The sequence below is a fragment of the Streptosporangium sp. NPDC087985 genome, assembly GCF_044741965.1.
In the GTDB taxonomy this organism is placed as follows: domain Bacteria; phylum Actinomycetota; class Actinomycetes; order Streptosporangiales; family Streptosporangiaceae; genus Streptosporangium.
In genome coordinates this window covers 111,848-130,694 of record NZ_JBIUTQ010000018.1, presented here as the reverse complement: position 1 = coordinate 130,694, position 18,847 = coordinate 111,848, and the positions used below count along the sequence as shown (strand labels likewise).

General features: G+C 67.7%; 17 protein-coding genes. 12 read left to right on the top strand and 5 right to left on the bottom strand.

Translation table 11 applies throughout. The annotated features are described in order from the left end of the window. From ACIN94_RS26590 to ACIN94_RS26580, 3 genes are all read left to right on the top strand, one after another. Positions 1-483 (top strand): hypothetical protein (locus tag ACIN94_RS26590; protein ID WP_400711354.1); only part of this gene is annotated, 483 nt, incomplete at its 5' end. A gap of 695 nt (positions 484-1,178) precedes the next feature. Further along, positions 1,179-1,643, top strand: a complete 465-nt coding sequence (locus ACIN94_RS26585; RefSeq protein ID WP_400711351.1) for a hypothetical protein — start codon at positions 1,179-1,181, stop codon at positions 1,641-1,643. A 155-nt stretch (positions 1,644-1,798) separates the two neighbouring features. Then, complete coding sequence (locus ACIN94_RS26580) at positions 1,799-3,187, top strand: PepSY-associated TM helix domain-containing protein (protein ID WP_400711348.1); 1,389 nt, start codon at positions 1,799-1,801, stop codon at positions 3,185-3,187. 289 nt (positions 3,188-3,476) lie between these two features. Here ACIN94_RS26580 and ACIN94_RS26575 read toward each other — a convergent pair whose 3' ends face one another. Further along, a complete protein-coding gene (locus ACIN94_RS26575) occupies positions 3,477-4,028 on the bottom strand; it encodes a transposase (protein ID WP_400711345.1) in 552 nt (183 codons plus the stop codon). Between the two features lie 672 nt (positions 4,029-4,700). After that, entirely contained in the window at positions 4,701-5,213 is a 513-nt protein-coding gene (locus ACIN94_RS26570) for a hypothetical protein (protein WP_400711342.1), read from the bottom strand. A gap of 112 nt (positions 5,214-5,325) precedes the next feature. Here ACIN94_RS26570 and ACIN94_RS26565 point away from each other — a divergent pair, with 112 nt between their 5' ends. From ACIN94_RS26565 to ACIN94_RS26550, 4 genes are all read left to right on the top strand, one after another. Continuing rightward, the gene (locus ACIN94_RS26565; RefSeq protein ID WP_400711339.1) at positions 5,326-8,655 is read left to right on the top strand and encodes a protein kinase; all 3,330 of its coding nucleotides are present in this window, start codon (positions 5,326-5,328) and stop codon (positions 8,653-8,655) included. 566 nt (positions 8,656-9,221) lie between these two features. Then, on the top strand, positions 9,222-9,842 hold the full coding sequence (locus tag ACIN94_RS26560; protein WP_400711336.1) for a transposase: 621 nt from the start codon (positions 9,222-9,224) through the stop codon (positions 9,840-9,842). 85 nt (positions 9,843-9,927) lie between these two features. Then, entirely contained in the window at positions 9,928-10,302 is a 375-nt protein-coding gene (locus tag ACIN94_RS26555; RefSeq protein WP_400711372.1) for a hypothetical protein, read from the top strand. After that, positions 10,190-10,792 carry a transposase gene (locus ACIN94_RS26550; RefSeq protein ID WP_400711333.1) on the top strand — a complete coding sequence of 201 codons (603 nt, stop codon included), beginning with the start codon at positions 10,190-10,192 and terminating at the stop codon, positions 10,790-10,792. Before ACIN94_RS26555 ends, ACIN94_RS26550 begins: the two co-directional genes overlap by 113 nt. Positions 10,793-11,223: 431 nt before the next feature. Here ACIN94_RS26550 and ACIN94_RS26545 read toward each other — a convergent pair whose 3' ends face one another. Beyond that, the gene (locus ACIN94_RS26545) at positions 11,224-12,801 is read right to left on the bottom strand and encodes a long-chain-fatty-acid--CoA ligase (RefSeq protein ID WP_400711330.1); all 1,578 of its coding nucleotides are present in this window, start codon (positions 12,799-12,801) and stop codon (positions 11,224-11,226) included. A 202-nt stretch (positions 12,802-13,003) separates the two neighbouring features. Here ACIN94_RS26545 and ACIN94_RS26540 point away from each other — a divergent pair, with 202 nt between their 5' ends. Together ACIN94_RS26540 and ACIN94_RS26535 are read left to right on the top strand one after the other, a co-directional pair. Next, positions 13,004-13,834, top strand: coding sequence for an SDR family NAD(P)-dependent oxidoreductase (locus ACIN94_RS26540; RefSeq protein WP_400711327.1), 831 nt, complete (start codon positions 13,004-13,006; stop codon positions 13,832-13,834). Beyond that, entirely contained in the window at positions 13,831-14,913 is a 1,083-nt protein-coding gene (locus ACIN94_RS26535; protein WP_400711324.1) for an MBL fold metallo-hydrolase, read from the top strand. The genes ACIN94_RS26540 and ACIN94_RS26535 overlap by 4 nt, the downstream gene beginning before the upstream one ends. Here ACIN94_RS26535 and ACIN94_RS26530 read toward each other — a convergent pair. Together ACIN94_RS26530 and ACIN94_RS26525 are read right to left on the bottom strand one after the other, a co-directional pair. Next, positions 14,801-15,076, bottom strand: a complete 276-nt coding sequence (locus tag ACIN94_RS26530) for a LuxR C-terminal-related transcriptional regulator (RefSeq protein WP_400711369.1) — start codon at positions 15,074-15,076, stop codon at positions 14,801-14,803. The genes ACIN94_RS26535 and ACIN94_RS26530 overlap by 113 nt on opposite strands. A gap of 330 nt (positions 15,077-15,406) precedes the next feature. Then, complete coding sequence (locus ACIN94_RS26525) at positions 15,407-16,198, bottom strand: TetR/AcrR family transcriptional regulator (protein WP_400711322.1); 792 nt, start codon at positions 16,196-16,198, stop codon at positions 15,407-15,409. A 180-nt stretch (positions 16,199-16,378) separates the two neighbouring features. Between ACIN94_RS26525 and ACIN94_RS26520 the strand changes: the two genes are divergently transcribed. Genes ACIN94_RS26520 through ACIN94_RS26510 form a run of 3 tightly spaced genes read left to right on the top strand, consistent with a single transcriptional unit; the run spans position 16,379 to position 18,824 of the window. Further along, positions 16,379-17,185, top strand: coding sequence for an enoyl-CoA hydratase/isomerase family protein (locus ACIN94_RS26520; protein ID WP_400711319.1), 807 nt, complete (start codon positions 16,379-16,381; stop codon positions 17,183-17,185). Then, positions 17,185-17,958 carry an SDR family NAD(P)-dependent oxidoreductase gene (locus tag ACIN94_RS26515; RefSeq protein ID WP_400711316.1) on the top strand — a complete coding sequence of 258 codons (774 nt, stop codon included), beginning with the start codon at positions 17,185-17,187 and terminating at the stop codon, positions 17,956-17,958. The genes ACIN94_RS26520 and ACIN94_RS26515 overlap by 1 nt, the downstream gene beginning before the upstream one ends. 11 nt (positions 17,959-17,969) lie before the next feature. Then, positions 17,970-18,824, top strand: a complete 855-nt coding sequence (locus ACIN94_RS26510) for an enoyl-CoA hydratase-related protein (protein WP_400711313.1) — start codon at positions 17,970-17,972, stop codon at positions 18,822-18,824. Positions 18,825-18,847 lie beyond the last annotated feature (23 nt).

Below are 18,847 nucleotides of genomic sequence, written 5' to 3'. Positions count from 1 at the left end.
GACCGGCTGCGCGTGCTCCGGCCCGCTTTCTACCGGGCGAATGTGGCCCTCTACCAGGAACAGGTCGAGTTCTTCCCCGAGCTGTTCCAGGGCAGCCCGGAAGAGGCGTTCATCGCCGGCGAGGAAGAGGGGCTTGCCCGCCGTACGCTCTCCACGCTCCTCGCCGGCGGTCGCAGGACGGACCGGTGCGCTCATCACCGGCTGCTGCTGGCGGGGATCTGCCGGGCCGATCCGATGAGCGGCGCCGACCTGGTGGCCTGTGCGGTCCGCGACCTCGGTATCGGGTCCACGGCTGCCGACAGGTTCATCCGGCGGCTCGTCCGTCTCGCCGACCGGGCCGGCCTGGACTGGGTGGCCGATCAGTGCCGGACCGCCGATGACTTTGGGAGCCATCTGAGGGATTGGACACGCCGGTCGCGGGTTGCCGTGGGTGACGGCCCAGTAGTTGAAGCTCTAGTCGGTGGTTTGTTGACATGGGGTTGATGTCGCGGTAGGCCGGTGGACAGGGGTAGGTGGTGCTGTTCGGGGGTGGTCGTGGTGGTGACCGTGCGGCGTCCGTGTCCACCGGCGCCGGGTCCGTTGGAGGAGTACGCGGCTCGATTCGGTGATCTGTGGTGCTCGCTCGTGCAGTGCCGGGGGTTTCGTGAATAGCTGGCCGGGCTGTTGTTGCCGTGGGACCGGAACAAGACGTTGACCTGCTTGGCCGGTGCGGAGCCGGTGGCTGGGGCCCAGGACGCGGCGGTGCAGCGGCTGCGTGATGACGGGCCCTTTGTGGGGCTTGCCCTTGGTGGACTTCCGCCCGTTCGGGCCGGTCACCACTACGGTGACGAACTGACGGTTAACTCCCCGCGTCCTGGAGAGCGAGGATCGCGTCCGTGCGCGATTTCCTCCACGTCGAGGACGCGGCGATCGCGATTTGTCGGGTCCTGGGGTCCTCCGGCTGTTTCCTCAACTCTGACGAGGGGGTGGATGCCAGCGAAGCCTCTCATTTGGGGGAGATAACAATCTCTAGCCTGAAATGTCCAAACAAGTCAAGTATGGACGATATGTGGGCGTCCTGGCACGATTGCGCCATGCATGTTGGTCGGTCGTCTTTGCGCGCATTACGTGCTGCGGTCTTCGCGGCAGCGTGCGTGCTGGTTTCGGCTGCCTTGCATGTGCTGGCTGGAGGCGCCCCCGTGCGCGCTGGAACCCTGGCCGCTGCGTTGACGCTGACCTGGCTGGGCGCGTTCCTGCTCGCTGGCCGCCAGCGGGGGATGGATGTCGTGCTGGGAGCATGCTTCGCCGCACAGTACGGCATGCACCACCTGTTCACCGTCGGCGCCGCACCCGCCGCATCGTCACCGTGGACGCATGGGCACGGCACCGGGCTGGGAATGCTGCTGATCCATGCCGTGATGGCGGTCCTTTCCGCCTGGGTACTGGAACGCGGTGAGTCGGCTCTGGCCACGACCGTGCATCTCGCCGTCACGTCCGTACGCGGATTGCGGGCCATGCCGCACATCCTCGCGGGTGCGCTGGTCGGCATCCCCTCTCCGACTCACGGCCCCATGGGGGACTGTCCCCCCTCGTTCCCTCGGCGATCCGACTTTGTCGTGGTGGTCGCCCAGCGCGGTCCACCTCTGGCCGTCTCAGTTCTCTGATACGGGCTGCCTCCTCCCTTTGGCGGCACCGGCTTGCCCTGCCGTACGCCCTTTTGCCGCCCCGAACCGCGTGAGCGCGGGTTTGCGGCTGCCCCCCTGCTGATGTGACGCGTACCCCTTGGGTGTGCGCGTTCACCGTGAACGGAGAACCCCCCTTGACCTCTACCGCTGACGTTCACCGCGTCGCCGACCCGGCTCGATCTCCCCGCCCTAGACGCGCGACCTGGTCCGCGCTGCGCCCGCTGGTGATGCGCCTGCACTTTTACGCCGGAATCCTCATCGCCCCTTTCCTACTCGTCGCCGCGACCACGGGCCTGCTGTACGCCGCCTCCTTCCAGATCGAGCAGGTCGTCTACCGGCACGAGCTGACCGCGTCCGTCGGCCAGACCAGCCTTCCCCTGAGCGAGCAGGTCGCTGCGGCCCGCCAGGCACATCCCGAGGGGACGGTCACCGCAGTACGGCCCGCGGCCGAGCCTGGCCAGACCACCAGGGTCCTTCTGGACCTGCCGGGCCTGGCCGAAAGCACCCAAATGGCGGTCTTCGTCGACCCCTCGACGAGTCAGGTGCGCGGAACGCTGGAAAGCTACGGCAGCTCCGGCGCGCTGCCCGTGCGTGCCTGGATCTCCACCCTGCACCGCACCCTGCACCTGGGCGAGCCCGGGCGGATCTACAGCGAGCTGGCCGCCAGCTGGCTGTGGGTGGTCGCCCTCGGCGGGCTCGTGCTGTGGCTAAGCAGGCGTCGCCGCAACCGCCGCGGTCTGCGCGGCCTGCTCACTCCCGACCGCGCCGCCGGCGGACTGCGCCGCACATTGTCCTGGCACGGCTCGCTGGGCCTGTGGGCCGTGCTGGGCCTGCTGTTCCTGTCCGCCACCGGCTTGACCTGGTCCAAGTACGCCGGAGCGAACATCGACGAGCTGCGCGCCACCCTCGGCTGGACGACCCCGTCGATCAGCACCTCTTCGGTTGATCACGCCGAGCATTCCAGGGTGGGTCATCAGGCCGGCATCGCCTCGGACGTTGGGGTGGACCAGGTCGTGCAGGCGGCAGCCGGCAGGGGACTGTCCGGCCCGTTGGAGATCGTGTGGCCGGGCGAAACCGGGAGCCCGTACGTGGTCAAGGAGATCGACAAGACCGCGCCCACGCGCCTGGATCAGGTGGCGGTCGACCCGGCGACCGGGCAGGTGGTGGCCGAGTTGCGGTTCGCCGACTATCCCCTGGCCGCCAAGCTCACCCGCTGGGGCATCGACGGGCACATGGGGTTGCTATTCGGCCTGGCCAACCAGATCGTCCTGGCGGCGCTTGCCGTCGGGGTCATCACGCTGATCGTGCTGGGCTACCAGATGTGGTGGCGCCGCCGCCCGACCCGCGGATTCGGTACCCCGTACCCCCGCGGCGGCTGGCGGGCGGTGCACTGGGCCGTCCTGGTCCCGCTGGCCTTCCTCGCCCTCGCGGTGGGGTACTTCCTGCCTCTTATGGGGATCTCCCTGGCGGCGTTCCTGGTGATCGACGCCCTACTCGGGCTCCGCTCCAGGTTGACCGGCTAGGTCCCATCCATTGATCGTGAAGCCGGAGCCGACGGAAGCGGGCGGCTCCGGTCAACGGACAACTTCGGACATCCACAGCTGCACTGCCCACACCCGTGCCATCGACCGGTTGTTGGAGATGCCCACGAGGCCTCCTCGTCACGATTCCTCTAATCGGTGGTTTGTTAGGGCGGGGCGTAGAGGTTGAGGGATCGTCCTGCGGTGACGGCTGTGACCAGGGCGTGGAGTTCAGCGGGCGGGGGCCTGCTCGACCAGCTGCGCCACCAGCGTTACAGCAGCGCGCAGGGGGTCAGCCAGCCGCGGACCAGGGCCGCGTCCGCGGCCCACCACACACTGCTGCGGCCATCGCGAAAGCGCCGCATGACCTTGGTCCAGGCGCCCGGTGCCCGGGACCTTCCCAGGACAGTTCGCGGGCGGCGCCGATCGGCGTGTGCGCCTCATCTACCGAAGCCCAGGAGCCCTGGTGCGGCTTGAGCGCGAGCACGAACGGCAGCCCGGCCGCCCACAACTCAGCGGTGAAGGCCGCATTGTCGCCGTAGGCGCAATCGGCCACCAGCGCCCGGAAAGGCACCCCGGCGGCCTGCGCCCGACCCGCCAGAGCGGCCGCGAGCCGCGGCTTGGTACGGAAGTCCGGATCGCTGCGGCCACCAGGCAGCCGACCCGCGGGGGTATAGGGCACCGCGTGCAGCGGGTAGTAGACCCGCTCGTCGGCCCACAGCGTGGTCACCGCCACGATCCCGTTCTCGATCTTCCCGACCGAGCCCAGATACTGATGGGCCCCGGCCACCGGCTCCGCACCGGCCAGGCAGGTCAACGTCTTGTTCCGGTCCCACGGCAACAACAGCCCGGCCAGCTATTCACGAAACCCCCGGCACTGCGCGAGCGAGCACCACAGATCACCGAACCGGGCCGCGTACTCCTCCAACGGACCCGGCGCCGGTGGACACGGACGTCGCACGGTCACCACCACGACCACCCCCGAACAGCACCACCTACCCCTGTCCACCGGCCTACCGCGACATCAACCCCATGTCAACAAACCACCGACTACGACCAGCGGCTGGGCCTGGGCACGACCCACGGCCCGGCAGCCCAGACCTACCAGGCGGGTGAGGTGCTGTGATCGGCGCCGAGGACGTGGGCGGCGTGCACGTCAAGTATCTGTACCACTGCCGGCGGCAGCTGTGGCTGTATGCACGCGGAGTCCGCCCGTCTTCATCGCCCCTACGAGGGGCCGCAATCGCTCTGCAGGAACAGCGCAGCACCATCGTCGACATCGCCGCCGCCGGCGTTCCCGTCGGCAACGTGTACTACAACTTCAGGACCAAGGACGAGCCGATCCAGGCTGCCCTCACCGAGACCGCGGCTCTCGAACGCGGTGAGGGCCCGCCATCAGCGCGGTCTTGTCCGCCCCGGCACGCCGATGACCGCCTCCTACCCCCATGCCCACCGTGCAGGATGCGCCCCAGCACCGTCCGATCTGCCGTCCGGTCGGCAGATCGGGTGGCTTGCCCTACTTCCAGATGGCCTGACGGAGGATGGACGGCAGGCCCGGCGTCTTCCAGTGGTCGACGACGATGACCTTCTTGGACTTCACGTACCAGACCCGCTGGGTGTAGGAGAGTTCGGTGCCGCACGACACCGTGGACTGGTTGTAGCGCGCAGGCTTCCCGCCGAAGGACACGTTCCGGCTGCGGACCAGCTTGGCCCCGCTCTCCGTGTGCTTCTTGTCGGGCACGCACTCCATCACCCCGCTGCTGGGGTGGTAGAGCTGGCCGACCTGGTACGGGCCGCCCTCGTGGCCGTAGTTCACCTGGTCAGGGCCGCCGAGGAGGAAACCCTTGCACTCGGTGGCCTGCTTGGAGCAGGCGCCGGTGATGACGCGCAGGCCGGAGCCCTCGGCCTTGGTCCGCCAGGTGCTCGGAACCTGGATGGAGAGACCCTGGAAGGACACCGTCTTGGCCGAGGCCTGAGCGGGGGCACCGGTCGTTATCAGAGACGCGCTGAGCACGATAGTCATGATCACGATCGGTGATCATATGGGTCGCCTGCGCGGCGGCGTCAATGACTTTCGAGTGTGCAGAAAACCACAGTTTTTCGACAGAACTTATCCGGCAGTCGAAGCATCTAAAGTTCCCGTGGAAGCTCTGATTTCGGGGGACCCCCAGCGCTTGGGCGGGTACTGGCTGGCCGGCCGCTTAGGCGCCGGCGGGCAGGGTGTGGTCTACGAGGCGTACGCCGAGAACGGCACCCGGGTGGCCATCAAGGTCCTGCACGGCGACCAGGCGACGCAACTGGCCAAGGAGGCGGCGGCAGCTCAGCGGGTCTCTGCCTTCTGTACTGCCCGGGTCATCGAGGCCGAGCTGGACGGGCCGCGACCGTACCTGGTCAGCGAGTACGTCCCAGGCCCCAGCCTGCGCAAGGCGGTCGCCGAGGGCCGCCGCTTCCACGGCGGGGACCTGCACCGGCTCGCGACCGCAGTGGCCACGGCGCTGACCGCAATCCACGAGGCCGGCGTCGTCCACCGCGACCTCAAACCGGACAACGTGCTACTCGGGCCCGACGGCCCGCGGGTCATCGACTTCGGCATCGCCAGGACGGCCGAGATGTCGCTGACCGCGACCGGGCTGGTCACCGGCACGCCTACCTACATGGCGCCCGAGGTGTACTCCGGTCAGCGGGCGGGCCAGCCCGCCGACGTCTTCGCCTGGGGTGGGATCACGTTCTACGCGGCCACCGGCGCCGACCCGTTCGAGGCGGAGAGCCTGGGCGGGGTGATGCACCGCGTGCTGTCGTCGAACCCCGACCTGAGCGCGCTTCCCGAGCCGATGCGCCCGCTGGTGAGCGCGGCGCTCATGAAGGATCCACGCGAGCGCCCAAGTGCCAGGCAGTTGCTGCTCGCCCTGGTCAGCGGCGACAGCCGACTCGACACCGTGCGGCTGCTGGCCCAGGGCGGCCGCACCGCGGACCAGATGGCCGGGCCAGGCGACGACCCGGCGCTCGGCACGCTCGCCGAGGAGTCATACGCGCTGCTCGGCCCGGCCGAGCGCGAGCTGGTCCCCGAGGTGTTGCTGCGGCTGGTCACAGTGGGTGAGCACGACGAATTGGCGGTCCGGCACGCGGGCATGGCCGAGCTCGTGGAGGGTCGGTCCGCACCCGAGGTCGCGGCCATCACGCGGATCATGGAGGTGTTCGGCTACCTGCTGGGCCGGGACCAGCAGGAGGTCTGGCTGGCCCATCCCGCCCTGCCGCACGCATGGCCGCGGCTGCGCCGCTGGATCGAGGCCAACCGCGACGGTCTGGCCGCGCACCGTCAGATCCGCAGCGCCGCGCAGCAGTGGGAAGAGGCGGGGCGCAAGGACGGAGATCTGCTCCAGAGCAACAGCCTGGACGGCGCCCTGCAGTGGGCGGCCACCTATCGCAGGAACATCACACTCTCGCCCGTCGAGCGCGACTTCCTGGAGTCCTCGGTGCGCGTGACCAGGCGTCGTGCCAGGCGGGCCAGGCTGGTCGCGCTGAGCCTGGCGGGACTGCTGGTCATCGCGCTGACGGGCGGCGGGCTGGCGGTGTGGCAGGGCAAGGAGGCCGACGCCAAGGCCGAGGAACTGGCGACGGCGTTACGCAGGTCGGAGTCGATCCGCCTCGCCGCACTGGCGGACGCGACCATGCGCACGGACCCGCGTCTCGGCCTGCTGCTGAGTGTGGCAGCCTGGCGGCTCGCGGGCACGCCACAGGCCAGAACGGCGCTGAACGGCGCGCTCGCCCAGCGCGAGCAGGCGATGTTCCGCGACAGCGGTGGCGGGGCGGGCGCACTGACCTACTTCGCCGCCGACGGGCGCACGCTGGTCAGCTTGCGCGGCGGCCTGGCGCGCCTGCTGGACGTTCGCTCGGGCCGGCAGGTCGCCGCGGTCACAGGGCTCGACCTCGGCGGCGGGCCGGTCACGGACCTTGCGCTGACGCCCTCCGGCCGCACGCTCCTCGTTGCGAACGACGAGCGGGCCGGAGCGTGGGACGTCCGCACCGGTGAGGCTGTCGGCACCTGGCCGACTCCCCGGGTGTCGGACCGGATCACCAGGTGGTCCGAGGCCGTCGCCCGGAACGAGGGCACGCGGGTGAGCGTCTACGCCGGCCACCAATGGGAGGTGGTCCCCGCAGAGCGGTCGTCCCGCACGGGTGACGGCAGGTGGAGAGCGTCGCGCGTCCGGGGCAGGCTGGTACTGACCGACCTCAGGAAGGGCTCGGCGCAGAGCCCCGGCGAAGGGATCGACGACAACGGCGACCCGGTCTTCAGCCGGGACGGGAGGCTGCTGGCAACGGTGTCGCGGGCGGGCATCCGGTTCTGGCGGCTGCCCGGTCTCCAGCCGCTCACCAAGGTCCAGGTCCGCGGCGACGGGGACGCCGCCGTCCGGCCGATCGGCGCCTTCGACGGCTCGACGTTCCGCTATCTCATGGGTGACCAGGTCTTCTCGCTCGACGTCGCCGACCTGACAGCCGAGGCGGGCCGGGAACCGGTGAGCCGGGCCGTGCTCAGCGGGGACGGGCGATATCTTGTCGTCTCGAACGTCGATGACGCGATCACCGTTCGCTCGCTTGCCAACGGGAAGGCCCTGCCTACCATGCCGGGCCCCGTCGCCTTCGCCTTCAGCCCGGACAACAGGCTGGCCGTGGTACACGAGGGCCGGACCAGAGTCCTGGACCCGGCCACGGGGAAGGTCCTGGCCGACTTCGCGGCGGGCGAGCAGAGCTGGGAGGTCGCCTTCAGCCCGGACGGGCGGCGCCTCGCGCTCCTGCTGCCGGTCGGGGCCGGGCACGCGGTGGAGCTCTGGGATTGGGCCGCGCGCCGCAGGCTGTGGCGCACGCCCACGGCGGAGCCCAAGGCGCTCGCGTTCTCCCCGGACGGCCGGCGGCTGGCCGTCGTAGGCCGGGACCAGCGCCTGCTCGACACCGCTTCCGGCGTGCCGAGCGGCGAGCCGTTCGGCGAGACCGGCGCCGGCGAATCAGGCATGCAGGCGTGGTTCACCCGTTCAGGGACGATCCTGATCGTGCACGACTCGCGTGGACGCGTCACCCGCTGGGACACCGCCACCCGCCGGAGCGTCGGCCTGCCGGTGCGCGGCGTCTTCGGCACGGGCGCAGCAGCCTACTCTCCCGCAGAAGACCTCATCGCGTTCCCGCAGAGCCAGGGCCGGGTGCTGCTGTTCGACCCGCTCTCGGGCAGCAGCCTCGGCCGCTCCGCCGACACCGGCGGCGGGCTGGACCCCGCGACCGGCCAGGTATGGTCGGCGGCCTTCTCCCCGGACGGTTCACGGGTGCTGACCGTCGACGGCCACGCCACAGTCAGGAGCTTCCCCGCCGCTCCGGAGGCCGCCGCCCAGGCCGCCTGTACGCGTGCCGGGCGGTCGCTGACGCGGCAGGAGTGGGCGGAGCACGTTCCCGCGCTGCCTTATCTGGAGGTCTGCCCGCGCTGAAGCGTCCACGGGTCCGCCGCGTGCTGGGTTCGCACGTGACTCGCGGGCGACGCCGATGATCAAGCTCCGATGGATTCCGGGGTCTTGGGCTGAAGAGTGTTGTACGGGCTGGGCTGGACGTGGCCGGCATGGCGCGGTGGTGCGGCGGGCGTGACGGTGTTCCCTGCCGGCACCGTTGTCGGAGTCGGGGCTTATGGATTGAGATCGTTTCATCCTGAGTCGCAGGTCAATGGCCTGGTATGGCATGGTTGGGACGTGCTCGTGCCGGTAGTGACGGGGGGTTTCTGATCGAATGATCATCTGTCATCGGGTGATCTCGGTGTTGACCAGGACCATCAGGGCGCGCAGCAGCGTGGTGGCGTGAACGGCGCTCATGCGGACCTTGGTGAGGATTCGCCAGTTCTTCAGACTCCGTTGATTAACTAAAAGTAGTGGTATGCCTACCTGAAGCTATCTGTGGTGGTGAGAGGTAGGCAACAGTGTCGATGCGTCCTGGGGATCGGTCGGAGATTCCCGCCCAGACAGTAGCGGTGGCGCGGGCGGCATGCCCGAAGGGCACACGAGCGATGCGGCTCCGGGACGCGCTGGGGCCACTGTTCGATGACGAGCAGTTCGCCGACTGCTTCGCGGCCGAAGGCCGCCCGGGAACGCCGCCAGGGACGCTGGCGTTGGTGTCGGTGCTGCAGGCGATGGAAAACCTCACCGACCGGGCCGCCGCCGAGGCCGTCCGTACCCGGCTGGACTGGAAATACGCCCTATCCATGGAGCTGGACGATCCCGGCTTCGACTTCTCGGTGCTCAGTGAGTTTCGCGACCGCCTGCTCAGCAGGGACAGGAGCGGATGGCTTCTGGAGCTGATGTTGCAGCGGGTCGGTCAGGCCGGACTCCTCGTCGGCCGCGGCAAGGTCCGCCCCGATTCCACGCACGTGCTCACCCGGACCCGCACCCTCAACCGGCTGGAACTGCTCGGTGAGAGCGTGCGGGCGGCGCTGGAGCAGCTTGCCCAGATCGCCCCGGGCTGGCTGGCACCGCGTATCCAGCCGGGATGGGACCTGCGCTACGGGCATCGAATCGAGTCGTCCCGGCTGCCCGCCGGCGAGGGTGCCCGGCTGCGCTGGGGCCAGGAGACCGCTGCCGACGGCGCGCTGTTACTGGAGGCGATCGACACCGACCCAGAAAGCGCCTGACTGGGCCGATTACCCCAGGTTCAGGCGTTGCGCCAGATCTGGGCTCAGCAGTGTGTGCGCGATGAGAGCGGCTGCTGGCATCTGCGTGAGGTCCGTATCACCGAGGACGCTCAGCATCTCCGATTCCCCTCATGATCCGCAGTCACGGTGGAGTACCAAGCGCGACACCACCTGGAGCGGCTACAAGGTCCATCTGAGTGAAAGCTGCCAGGCCGACGCCCCGCATCTGATCCTGCAGGTGGAGACGGCACCGGCGACTGCCGCTGATAACGCCACCCTTCAGGCCATCGCTACTGGCCTGCGTGAGCGGCACCTCACCCCGGCTGAGCACTATCTGGACGAAGGTTATGTCACCGCCGAGGCGATCGCCGAGGCCACAGGTCACGGCACGCAGATCATCGGCCCGCTCACCCGAGAGGAGCTCCTGGCAGGCCAAGGCCGGGCTCGGCTTCGACCGTGACTCCTTCGCCATCGACTCAGATGCCCGCCGAGCCACCTGTCCCGACGGTAAACACCGCATCCACTGGCGTCACCGCGCTCACCTGGCCGGCGATGGGGCCGCGATCGGCTTCGCCGCCACCGACTGCCAACCCTGCCCGCTGCGGATCCACTGCACCAAAGGCATCGCAGAACGTCAGATCGTCATCCCTTCCCGCCGCCTCTATGAAATCCAGCGAGCCAACCGCGCCGACCAGACCGATCCGCGCTGGAGGCGGCGATACAACCTGCGCGCGGGTGTCGAAAGCACCATCTCCGAGGCCGTACGCGCCCACGGCCTGCGCCGCTGCCGCTATATCAGCCTGACCAAGACCCGCCCGCAGCACGTCTTGATCGCCTGTGCCATGAACGCCGCCCGGATCGCCGACTGGACCGAACGCGACAACCACCCCGCTCGCGAACGCCCGCCCAGCAGCTTCAAAAGACTCTGCAAGGCCCGCGCAGCAAGTTAACCAACAGAGAGTCCTGGGCCCTGCCGTCGAAGAGGCCAGCGTTCCGTGCTCCTGCTGCTTTCGCCAGTGCTCGATGTGCGAGTGGTACAGCCTCTCCTTGCGCATCAGCGCGCCACGCTCGGGGTTGCCCTCGGGCAGAGCGTCATAGGCCGCCAGGATCCGCGCCTTGTATGCGGCGGTGAACGTCCGGCGCACCGGCCGGTTCACCCGGTTGTCGGTCACCTGACCATCCTGCCCGCTCATGGCGGCCTGGTCAGCGAGAGTCATCGTCACTGTCTCGATCGTCCTGTCTCGCCCTGTTTCATATCAAGAACACTCTAACGTCCCTTGTCTCACAAGAGACTGACAGAGAGGGGAGCGCCCGGTGCCCTGTCTCGTTTGTGATGAACTCCTGACTGTGGGGTCTCGGGCCGACGTGCCGAGAAGCTGCATCACGTGCCTGGTGTGGACACCTCGGTCTGGCTCGGCTCCCGCTCGCCCGCGAGGACCTCACGAATGACGGTCTTCTGCACCTTGCCAGACACGTTCTTCGGCAGCTCGTCAGTGAAGTGCACCGCCTTGGGGAGCTTGTAGCCCGCGAGGTACTCCCGGGTCCGCGACACGACCTGTTCCTCGGTGAGCTCATGCCCAGGGGCGACGACGACCATCGCGACGACGGCTTCTCCCCAGCGGTCGTCGGGCACACCGATGACCGCCACCTCTGTCAGCTCTGGGTTGGCGCGGATCAGAGCCATCTCCACCTCGACCGAGTACACATTGAGTCCACCGGTCTTGACCATGTCCTTGACTCGGTCGGCGAAGAAGAGAAAGCCGTCCTTCTCTGACACCAGGTCACCGGTGTGCAGCCAACCGTTGCGGAAGATCTCGGCGTTGGCCTCGGGTCGCTTGTAGTAGCCCTTGAACAGGTTGGGGCCTCGCACGACGAGCTCACCGATCGTGCCTGGCTCAACGTCCCGATCCTGGTCGTCGACGATGCGTACGTCGTCGTACCAGACGGGGAAGCCGATGGTGTTCTCGTGGTGCAGCATGTGGCCGTTGAACTCGGTGATCGATACGAGCGCTGAGGCTTCGGTGAGCCCGTAGGCGAACAGCAGGCGGTCCAGGTCCAAGGCGTCCATGGCCCGGGCCGCCCACTCCCGGGTGTACTTCGCCGCCGCCGTCAGAACCACCCGCAGCGACGACAGGTCGTACCGTTTCCGATCAGGGAAGTCGAGCAGCTGCTGGAGAGGCGCCACCAGGATCGTCGCCATGGTGATGCGGTACTTCTGGATGAGCCGGCACGCCTCGGCCGGGTCCCATTGCGGGAGGATCACCAACGGCAGCGCACGAACGATGAAGGCAGTTGCTTGGATGTGCAGGCCAGCGATGTGGTTCATAGGCATCCCGACGAGGAGGCTGTCGGGCAGTGTCGGTCGCACGTAGGTGAGGTAGCTGACCGCGTCCCAGAAGATGCTGCTGTGGGTGAGCACCGCACCCTTGGGAAGGCCGGTGGTGCCTGAGGTGTACATGATGACGGCCTCGTCTGAACTGGTCACGTCGATCTCAGGCTCAGACTCCGATGCAGCGCCGACCAGAGCGTCGTACTCGAGCGCGTTCGGCAGCGTCGGCGTCCCGCCGTACACGACGAGCTGCACGCCGGCCAGGTCGTCGAGGATCGGCTCGACCGCGCTCTGAAGGCTCGCCTCCACCAAGAGGATCTTGGCGTCACCGTCGGTGACGATGAATGCGATCTCCCGCGGGGCCAGGCGCCAGTTGACGGTGCCGAAGACTGCACCGAGCTTCGCCGACGCGTGGTAGATCTCGAAGTACTCCAACGAGTTACGGCCGAGCGCCGCCACATGGTCGCCGTGCACCACGCCGAGGTCGCTCAACGCGTGGGCAGTGCGGTTCACCCGCCGGTTGTACTCATCGAACGTGTAGGCACGGTCCTGGTGGATCATCGCCGTGCGGTTGGGGAAGCGTTCCGCGTTCCGGCGCACGATGTGACCCAGGGTCAGGTTGTCCGACATCCTCAGATCTTGCTGCATCGGCCATTCGCTCCATGTCCGAGAAGGGGGTCCGGCGCTCAGGTCAGCGTGTGATTGACGCAGCAAGAGCCGCCGCGACACAGTTAATCCGGTGGCGACGTCAGCGTCAACATATTGACGTCAGAGAAAGTGCGTGGTCTGATCGCCTAGACATCAAGAGACACGGGGAAGACGAGGTGATGTGGTGACGAGCGCCCGACCAGACCTCGGCGTGCGCGCGGAGGCGACCACCGCTGATGCTCACCCACTGGCGTCACTCGAGGGCCGGACCGCGGTGCTCACCGGCTCGACCCAGGGCATCGGCTTGGCTAGCGCCGTGCGGTTGGCTAGGCGAGGCGCCGCAGTGGTGCTGAACAGCCTGAGCGGCTCAGGCGCCGAGGATGCAGTGGCGCGGGTCCAGCGCGAGGTACCGAAGGCATCAGTGGTCTATGTCCGCGCCGACGCGACGTCGGTCGACGAGATGCATCGGCTGGCGGCGGCCGCCGTCGACACCTTCGGCAGCTTGGACGTGTGGGTGAACAACGCGTCGCCACACGTGAAGATCGACTTCTTTGAGCACCTCGAGCCCCCCGACTGGCGCGACATCATCGAGGGCAAGTTCTTCTCGGCCGTCAACGGGATCAACGCCGCCCTTCCGCTGATGAAGGAGTGTGGCGGCGGGGTTATCCTCAACGTCGTGTCGGACGCGGCTCGGGTCGGTACCGCGGGTGAGTCGGTCATCTCGGCGGCATACGGCGGTGTCATCTCCCTGACCAAGTCACTGGCTCGGGAGTTCGCCCGCTACCGGATTCGGGTCAACTGCGTGTCGGTGACTCTCACCAGCAACACCATCGCCTACAACCGTCTGATGGGCCAAGAGCGTTCGGCGCGGATCTTCTCCAAGATCGCAGAGCGCATGCCGCTTGGCGTGCTTGAGCCCGACGATGTCGCGCAGGCGGTCGAGTCGTTCGCGCTCTCCCGGCGCATCACCGGCCAGACATTGAGCGTCAACTCGGGACTGAGTTTTCCGTCATGACCCAGCGACTGGAGAACCCGGAGGTCGGGGCACCCGCGAGCACAACTGCCGTCGCCCCTTGGGAGACCCGAGAGAGTTGGACGCGTCCAGGCGCTCACGAGCTGGCAGCGGGAGTCTTCCGCATCCCGCTGCCCTTGCCGATGGACGGACTGAAGGCCGTGAACGTCTACGCCGTGGTCTCCGCGGAGGGTGTGACGCTCATTGATGGAGGCTGGGCGATCCTCGAGGCCGAGGAGCAGCTGACCCGGGCCATGGACGAGATCGGCTGCGGCATCGACGCGGTGACCGACGTACTCGTCACCCATGCCCACCGCGACCACTACACCTTGGCGGTCACCCTGCGGCGGAAGTGGGGCAGTCGCATCAGCATCGGAATCGGGGAACGCACCAGCATGGAGGACCTCGCGGTGCGCCCTGAGTTCTCGGTCCCGCGCCAGGTCGAGCAACTCCGGCGAGCAGGAGCCGCCCAGCTCGCTGAGGCGATGCGCGACTTGGACAACCCGTTCGACAACTCCCACTGGACCCTGCCGGACAACTGGCTCGACTCCGGGACCGTCATCAAGCTCGACGATGAACGCCAGCTGGAGGCGATCCACACGCCTGGGCACACCGCCGGACACATGGTGTTCATCGACCGTCGGCACGGACTGGTGTTTTCCGGGGACCACGTGCTTCCGCACATCACGCCATCCGTCGGCTTCGAGCAGGTGCCGACGAGCTCCCCTCTGTCGGACTACCTCAGCTCGCTGGCGCTCTTGCGCGATCTCCCCGATGGCCGGCTGTTGCCCGCACACGGCCCGTCGATGACCAGCGTCCATGCACGCGTCGACGAGTTGCTCGAACACCATGCCCGGCGACTTGATCTGACCTGTCGGGCACTCGCTGCTGGAGCTAGCACCGCCTACGAGGTAGCACAGAAGCTGAAGTGGACCGGCCGCGCCAGGATGCTCACCGAGTTGGACCCGTTCAACCAGTCGCTGGCCACGCTGGAGACCGCTGCCCACCTGGACGTCCTTGTCGAGCGCGGTTTAGTACGCCGCGAGGAGAACGGCCAGGACGTGGCGACGTACGCCATCTGAAGCGTCGTTTCGTCTCCGGGGGCGTCGGGCCCGGGCGGTCAGTCGCCGGGCCGCAATAAGGCCACGCTGCATAGGCAGCTACGACGGCTTGGACCCGGACACGGACACCCAGTTTGGCAAGCACTCTCGTGACATGCGTCTTGACCGTGGTTTCCGACGGGATGAGATCCCGGGCACTTCGGGGCTGGAGCGCCCTTGTGCCGTCAAAGCCAGCACCTCCCGCTCCCGATCGGTCAGACCGGCGACCCGTAAAGGAAGGTGTACTGCCACACGCCGACGGCGTACAAGAACACGATCGACGAGAAGGCGACTACCACGGTGGGCCAGGGATGAGTACGCAGGCTCACCGCTGCGCAGGCCAAAGAGATCACGGCGCCAAGGCCCGCCTATCGCGGTCCCCCCAGCTACCCGAGTAGACCTCGACAAGACCGATCACGAGACCGCCTGTCGCGAGATGTGCGTCGATCGCGCCGATCTTCCCCGGTCCGCGGCCTCATAGACCACGCGGATTGGCCTCGCCAGAGCCGCGTGGTTTCGTTCTGAGTGGTCGTCTTGTCGCGTTCGATCCGGCCCGGGCAGGCGCGGCCTCCGCAGGGCGAGGGCGGGTCTGGCTGGTGTCGTTCGTGGCCGTCAACTGCTCCAGGTATGCCAAGTCCTCGGAGATCCGCTGGATGACTCCGCGGGGAGTCCCGTCGTGTCGTCCCTCGGGGGGCACGGTGATGCCGCTTAGCAGCATCGTGGTGATGGCCTCGACGGTCTCCTCTGCGGTGATGGCGCTCGTCGGGTGGTACCAGTCCGCGATGCCGGTGATCGCGCCGAAGATGATCGACGTGGTGAGCTCGGGGTCGATCGGACGTACGTCGCCTGCGGCGATGGCGGCTCGGATCGCTTGGGTCAGGCTCGCGCGGACCCGCTGGCGTTGCTGGGCAAAGTCGTCGCGGAAGGTCTCGGGGATCTGGGCGAAGTTGCGGTTGATGATGCGCAAGCGGGCGGGCTGGTCGGCCACTTGGGCGCCGATTCGCCGCATCAGCGTGCTCAGTCGCTCGTAGGGGGTGACCGACTCGTCGGCGAGGCCCTCGAGGACCTTGTCGGAGCTGACCAGGTCGAGGAGGAGAGCGACAAGGATCTCCTCTTTGTTCTTGAAGTAGTAGTAGAGCGACGGCCTCGTAACCCCCATCGCGTCGGCGATGTCCTGCATGCGGGTCTCGGCATATCCACGTTCGTCGAAGATCTCGGCGGCGGAGTCGAGGATCGACTTGGACATCAGCGCGCTTCGTGCGTTCACGTCAGACACTTCATTCCCCCTCCTTCGCGGCGGTCGGTGCGACACAGCACAGGCTAGCCCATTCATCGCCGGCGCCAGTTTCCCGTCTGTGACGTAGACGTTGAACACTTGACGCGAATGACGAATCATGCGAAGTTGGTGGCGACTGGAACGAGCGATCGCTTACAGACACGAGGTGACATGTCCGATTCTCTGATCGTCGAAGACGCCGAACCCGGTATCCGTCGGCTGACGCTCAACCGGCCCGAACGGAGAAACGCCCTCGACGGTGACCTCTTGGACCGCCTGCTCGAGGCGCTCGCCGACGCCAAGTCCGAAACCCCCGACGTCAAGGTGCTGGTCCTATCGGGCACGGGTCCGGCCTTCTGTGCCGGCGCCGACCTGAAGTGGCTGAACTCAGGAGTGCTCGCCGATCACGGCGCGCACGTCGCCTTCCAGGAGAAGCTCAAAGCCGTCTGCGTCGCCCTCGAGGCGGCACCCCAGGTGGTGATCGGGGCCGTGCACGGCTACGCACTCGCTGGAGGGCTCGAGGTTCTCCTCGCCTGCGACCTGATCATCGCTGCCGATGACGCAACCATCGGGGACGAGCACATCAAGCGGAACCTGTTGCCCGGCGGCGGGGGCTCCCAGCGACTGCCGAGGCGGATCGGGCTGTCGCGTGGTCTGTTCTGCCTACTCACCGGCCATCGCATGAGCGGTAAGCAGGCGGAGGAGTGGGGCCTGGCTTGCGCCAGTGTGCCGGCCACAGATCTCGATGCGGCCGCCCTGGACATGGCGCGTGGGCTGGCCGAGCGGGACGGGCGGGCGTTGGACTCGATGAAGGCCATGGCCAGGCACGGCTACGAGATGCCGCTTCAGGACGCGCTCTGGTGGGAGCTGTGGACCCAGCATCGCTACAGGTCGGCATCGGGCGCCATGGACGCAGGCATCGCGGCCTTTGCGCAGGGTTCCGACAAGGGTGTGGCCCCGGCTGCCGGGGGGCGTTGATGGACCTATCTCTCGAGGGGCGCACGGCGGTTGTCACCGGCGGAGCCTCGAACATCGGCCGCTCGATCAGCAGGTACCTCGCGGAGGGTGGAGCATCCGTGGTGATCATCGACCGGGACGAGGACCAGGCCACACGCACCGCTGAGCTGTGCGGCGAGCGCACCTCCGTGCTCGTGGCGGATCTCTCCGACCTCGCCCAAGTGAACGACGTGGGCCAACGGCTTGTCACCGGCCATGAATCGATCGACATCCTGGTCAACAACGCCGGTTGGGTGAACACGCTGCCCTACCTGGAGAAGGAGCTCGATGAACTCCATCTGGAGGTCCGCCTCAACCTTCTCGCGCCCATGCTGCTGACCAAGATCCTGGTGCCCGGGATGGTCAACAAGGGCTGGGGACGCGTCGTGTCGGTGGCCTCGGAGGCAGGCCGCGTGGGTCAGCGTGGCCAGGTGGCATACGCCGCGGCCAAGAGTGGCGTGATGGGCATGACGCGCGCGCTCTCCCACGAAGTCGGTCGCCACGGCGTCACCGTCAACGCGGTATCGCCGGCGATGACGGTCCCAAGGTCCGCCGACGAGATCGGCGAGGGAAGCATGCAACAGACGCGCAACCGGCCGCCCGAGTTGATGGACAAGATCATCAAGAGCTATCCAGTGGGCCGAGTTGGCACGCCGGACGACATCGCGGCCGCCGTCGCCTTCTTGTGCAGCGAGCAGGCCGGGTTCATCACCGGCCAGACGCTCCCGGTCAACGGCGGATTCGTTACCACCTGAGAGAGACAGACATGTCAGCTGAAGAGTCGACCGTGGAATGGACGCCGTGGGTTGTCCCGCCGAACGCGCCGAAGCTGGACGAGGTGATCTACGAGCGCTGCAACAGGACGACCGGCGGGTCGGTAGCTCGGATCACCATCAATCGGCCCGATCGTTTGAACGCGATGACCAGCCACACCATGCGAGAGATCATGGAGGCGGTGAACGCCGCCAACGACGACGACACGGTCGGAGTCGTCGTGCTGCAGGGCGCCGGCGACCGAGCATTCAGCAGCGGGGGAGACGTCTCCTGGGAGGGGAACCGGACACGGGCTGACTGGTTCTTCGACGTTCCGCCGAACCACACGGTGCGTTTCTCGCTGAAGCCGGTGATCGCCGCCGTGCGCGGCTATGCCATCGGCGGCGGCAACCACCTCGCCTACACCTGTGACCTCACGATCGCTGCCGACAACGCGGTCTTTGGGCAGATCGGCTCTCGGGTGGGCAGCCCCGCCGACGGCTACATGGTGCGTTACCTGGTGCGGGTCATCGGAGCCAAACGGGCTCGGGAGATGTGGCTGACTCGTCGCCGGCTCAGTGCCCAAGAGGCCCTCGAGTGGGGCCTGGTCAACCAAGTGGTGCCGTTGGCCGAGCTCGACGAAGCGGTGCTCGCCATGGCCGACCGGATCCTCGACGGCAGCCCCACATGCATCCGCATCCTCAAGGCGGTCTTCGACCAGGAGATCGACGAGATGGCCGGCGACGTCCGGCGTACCGCCTATCTGACCGCGCCCCGGTTCGTGGGCGGGGACGAAGCCAAAGAGGCGGTGCTCGCCTTCAAGGAGAAGCGGCCCCCGCGCTTCTGGCCGGTCCCGCACGAGAACTGAGGCCGAGCCTGGCGCACGCCGAG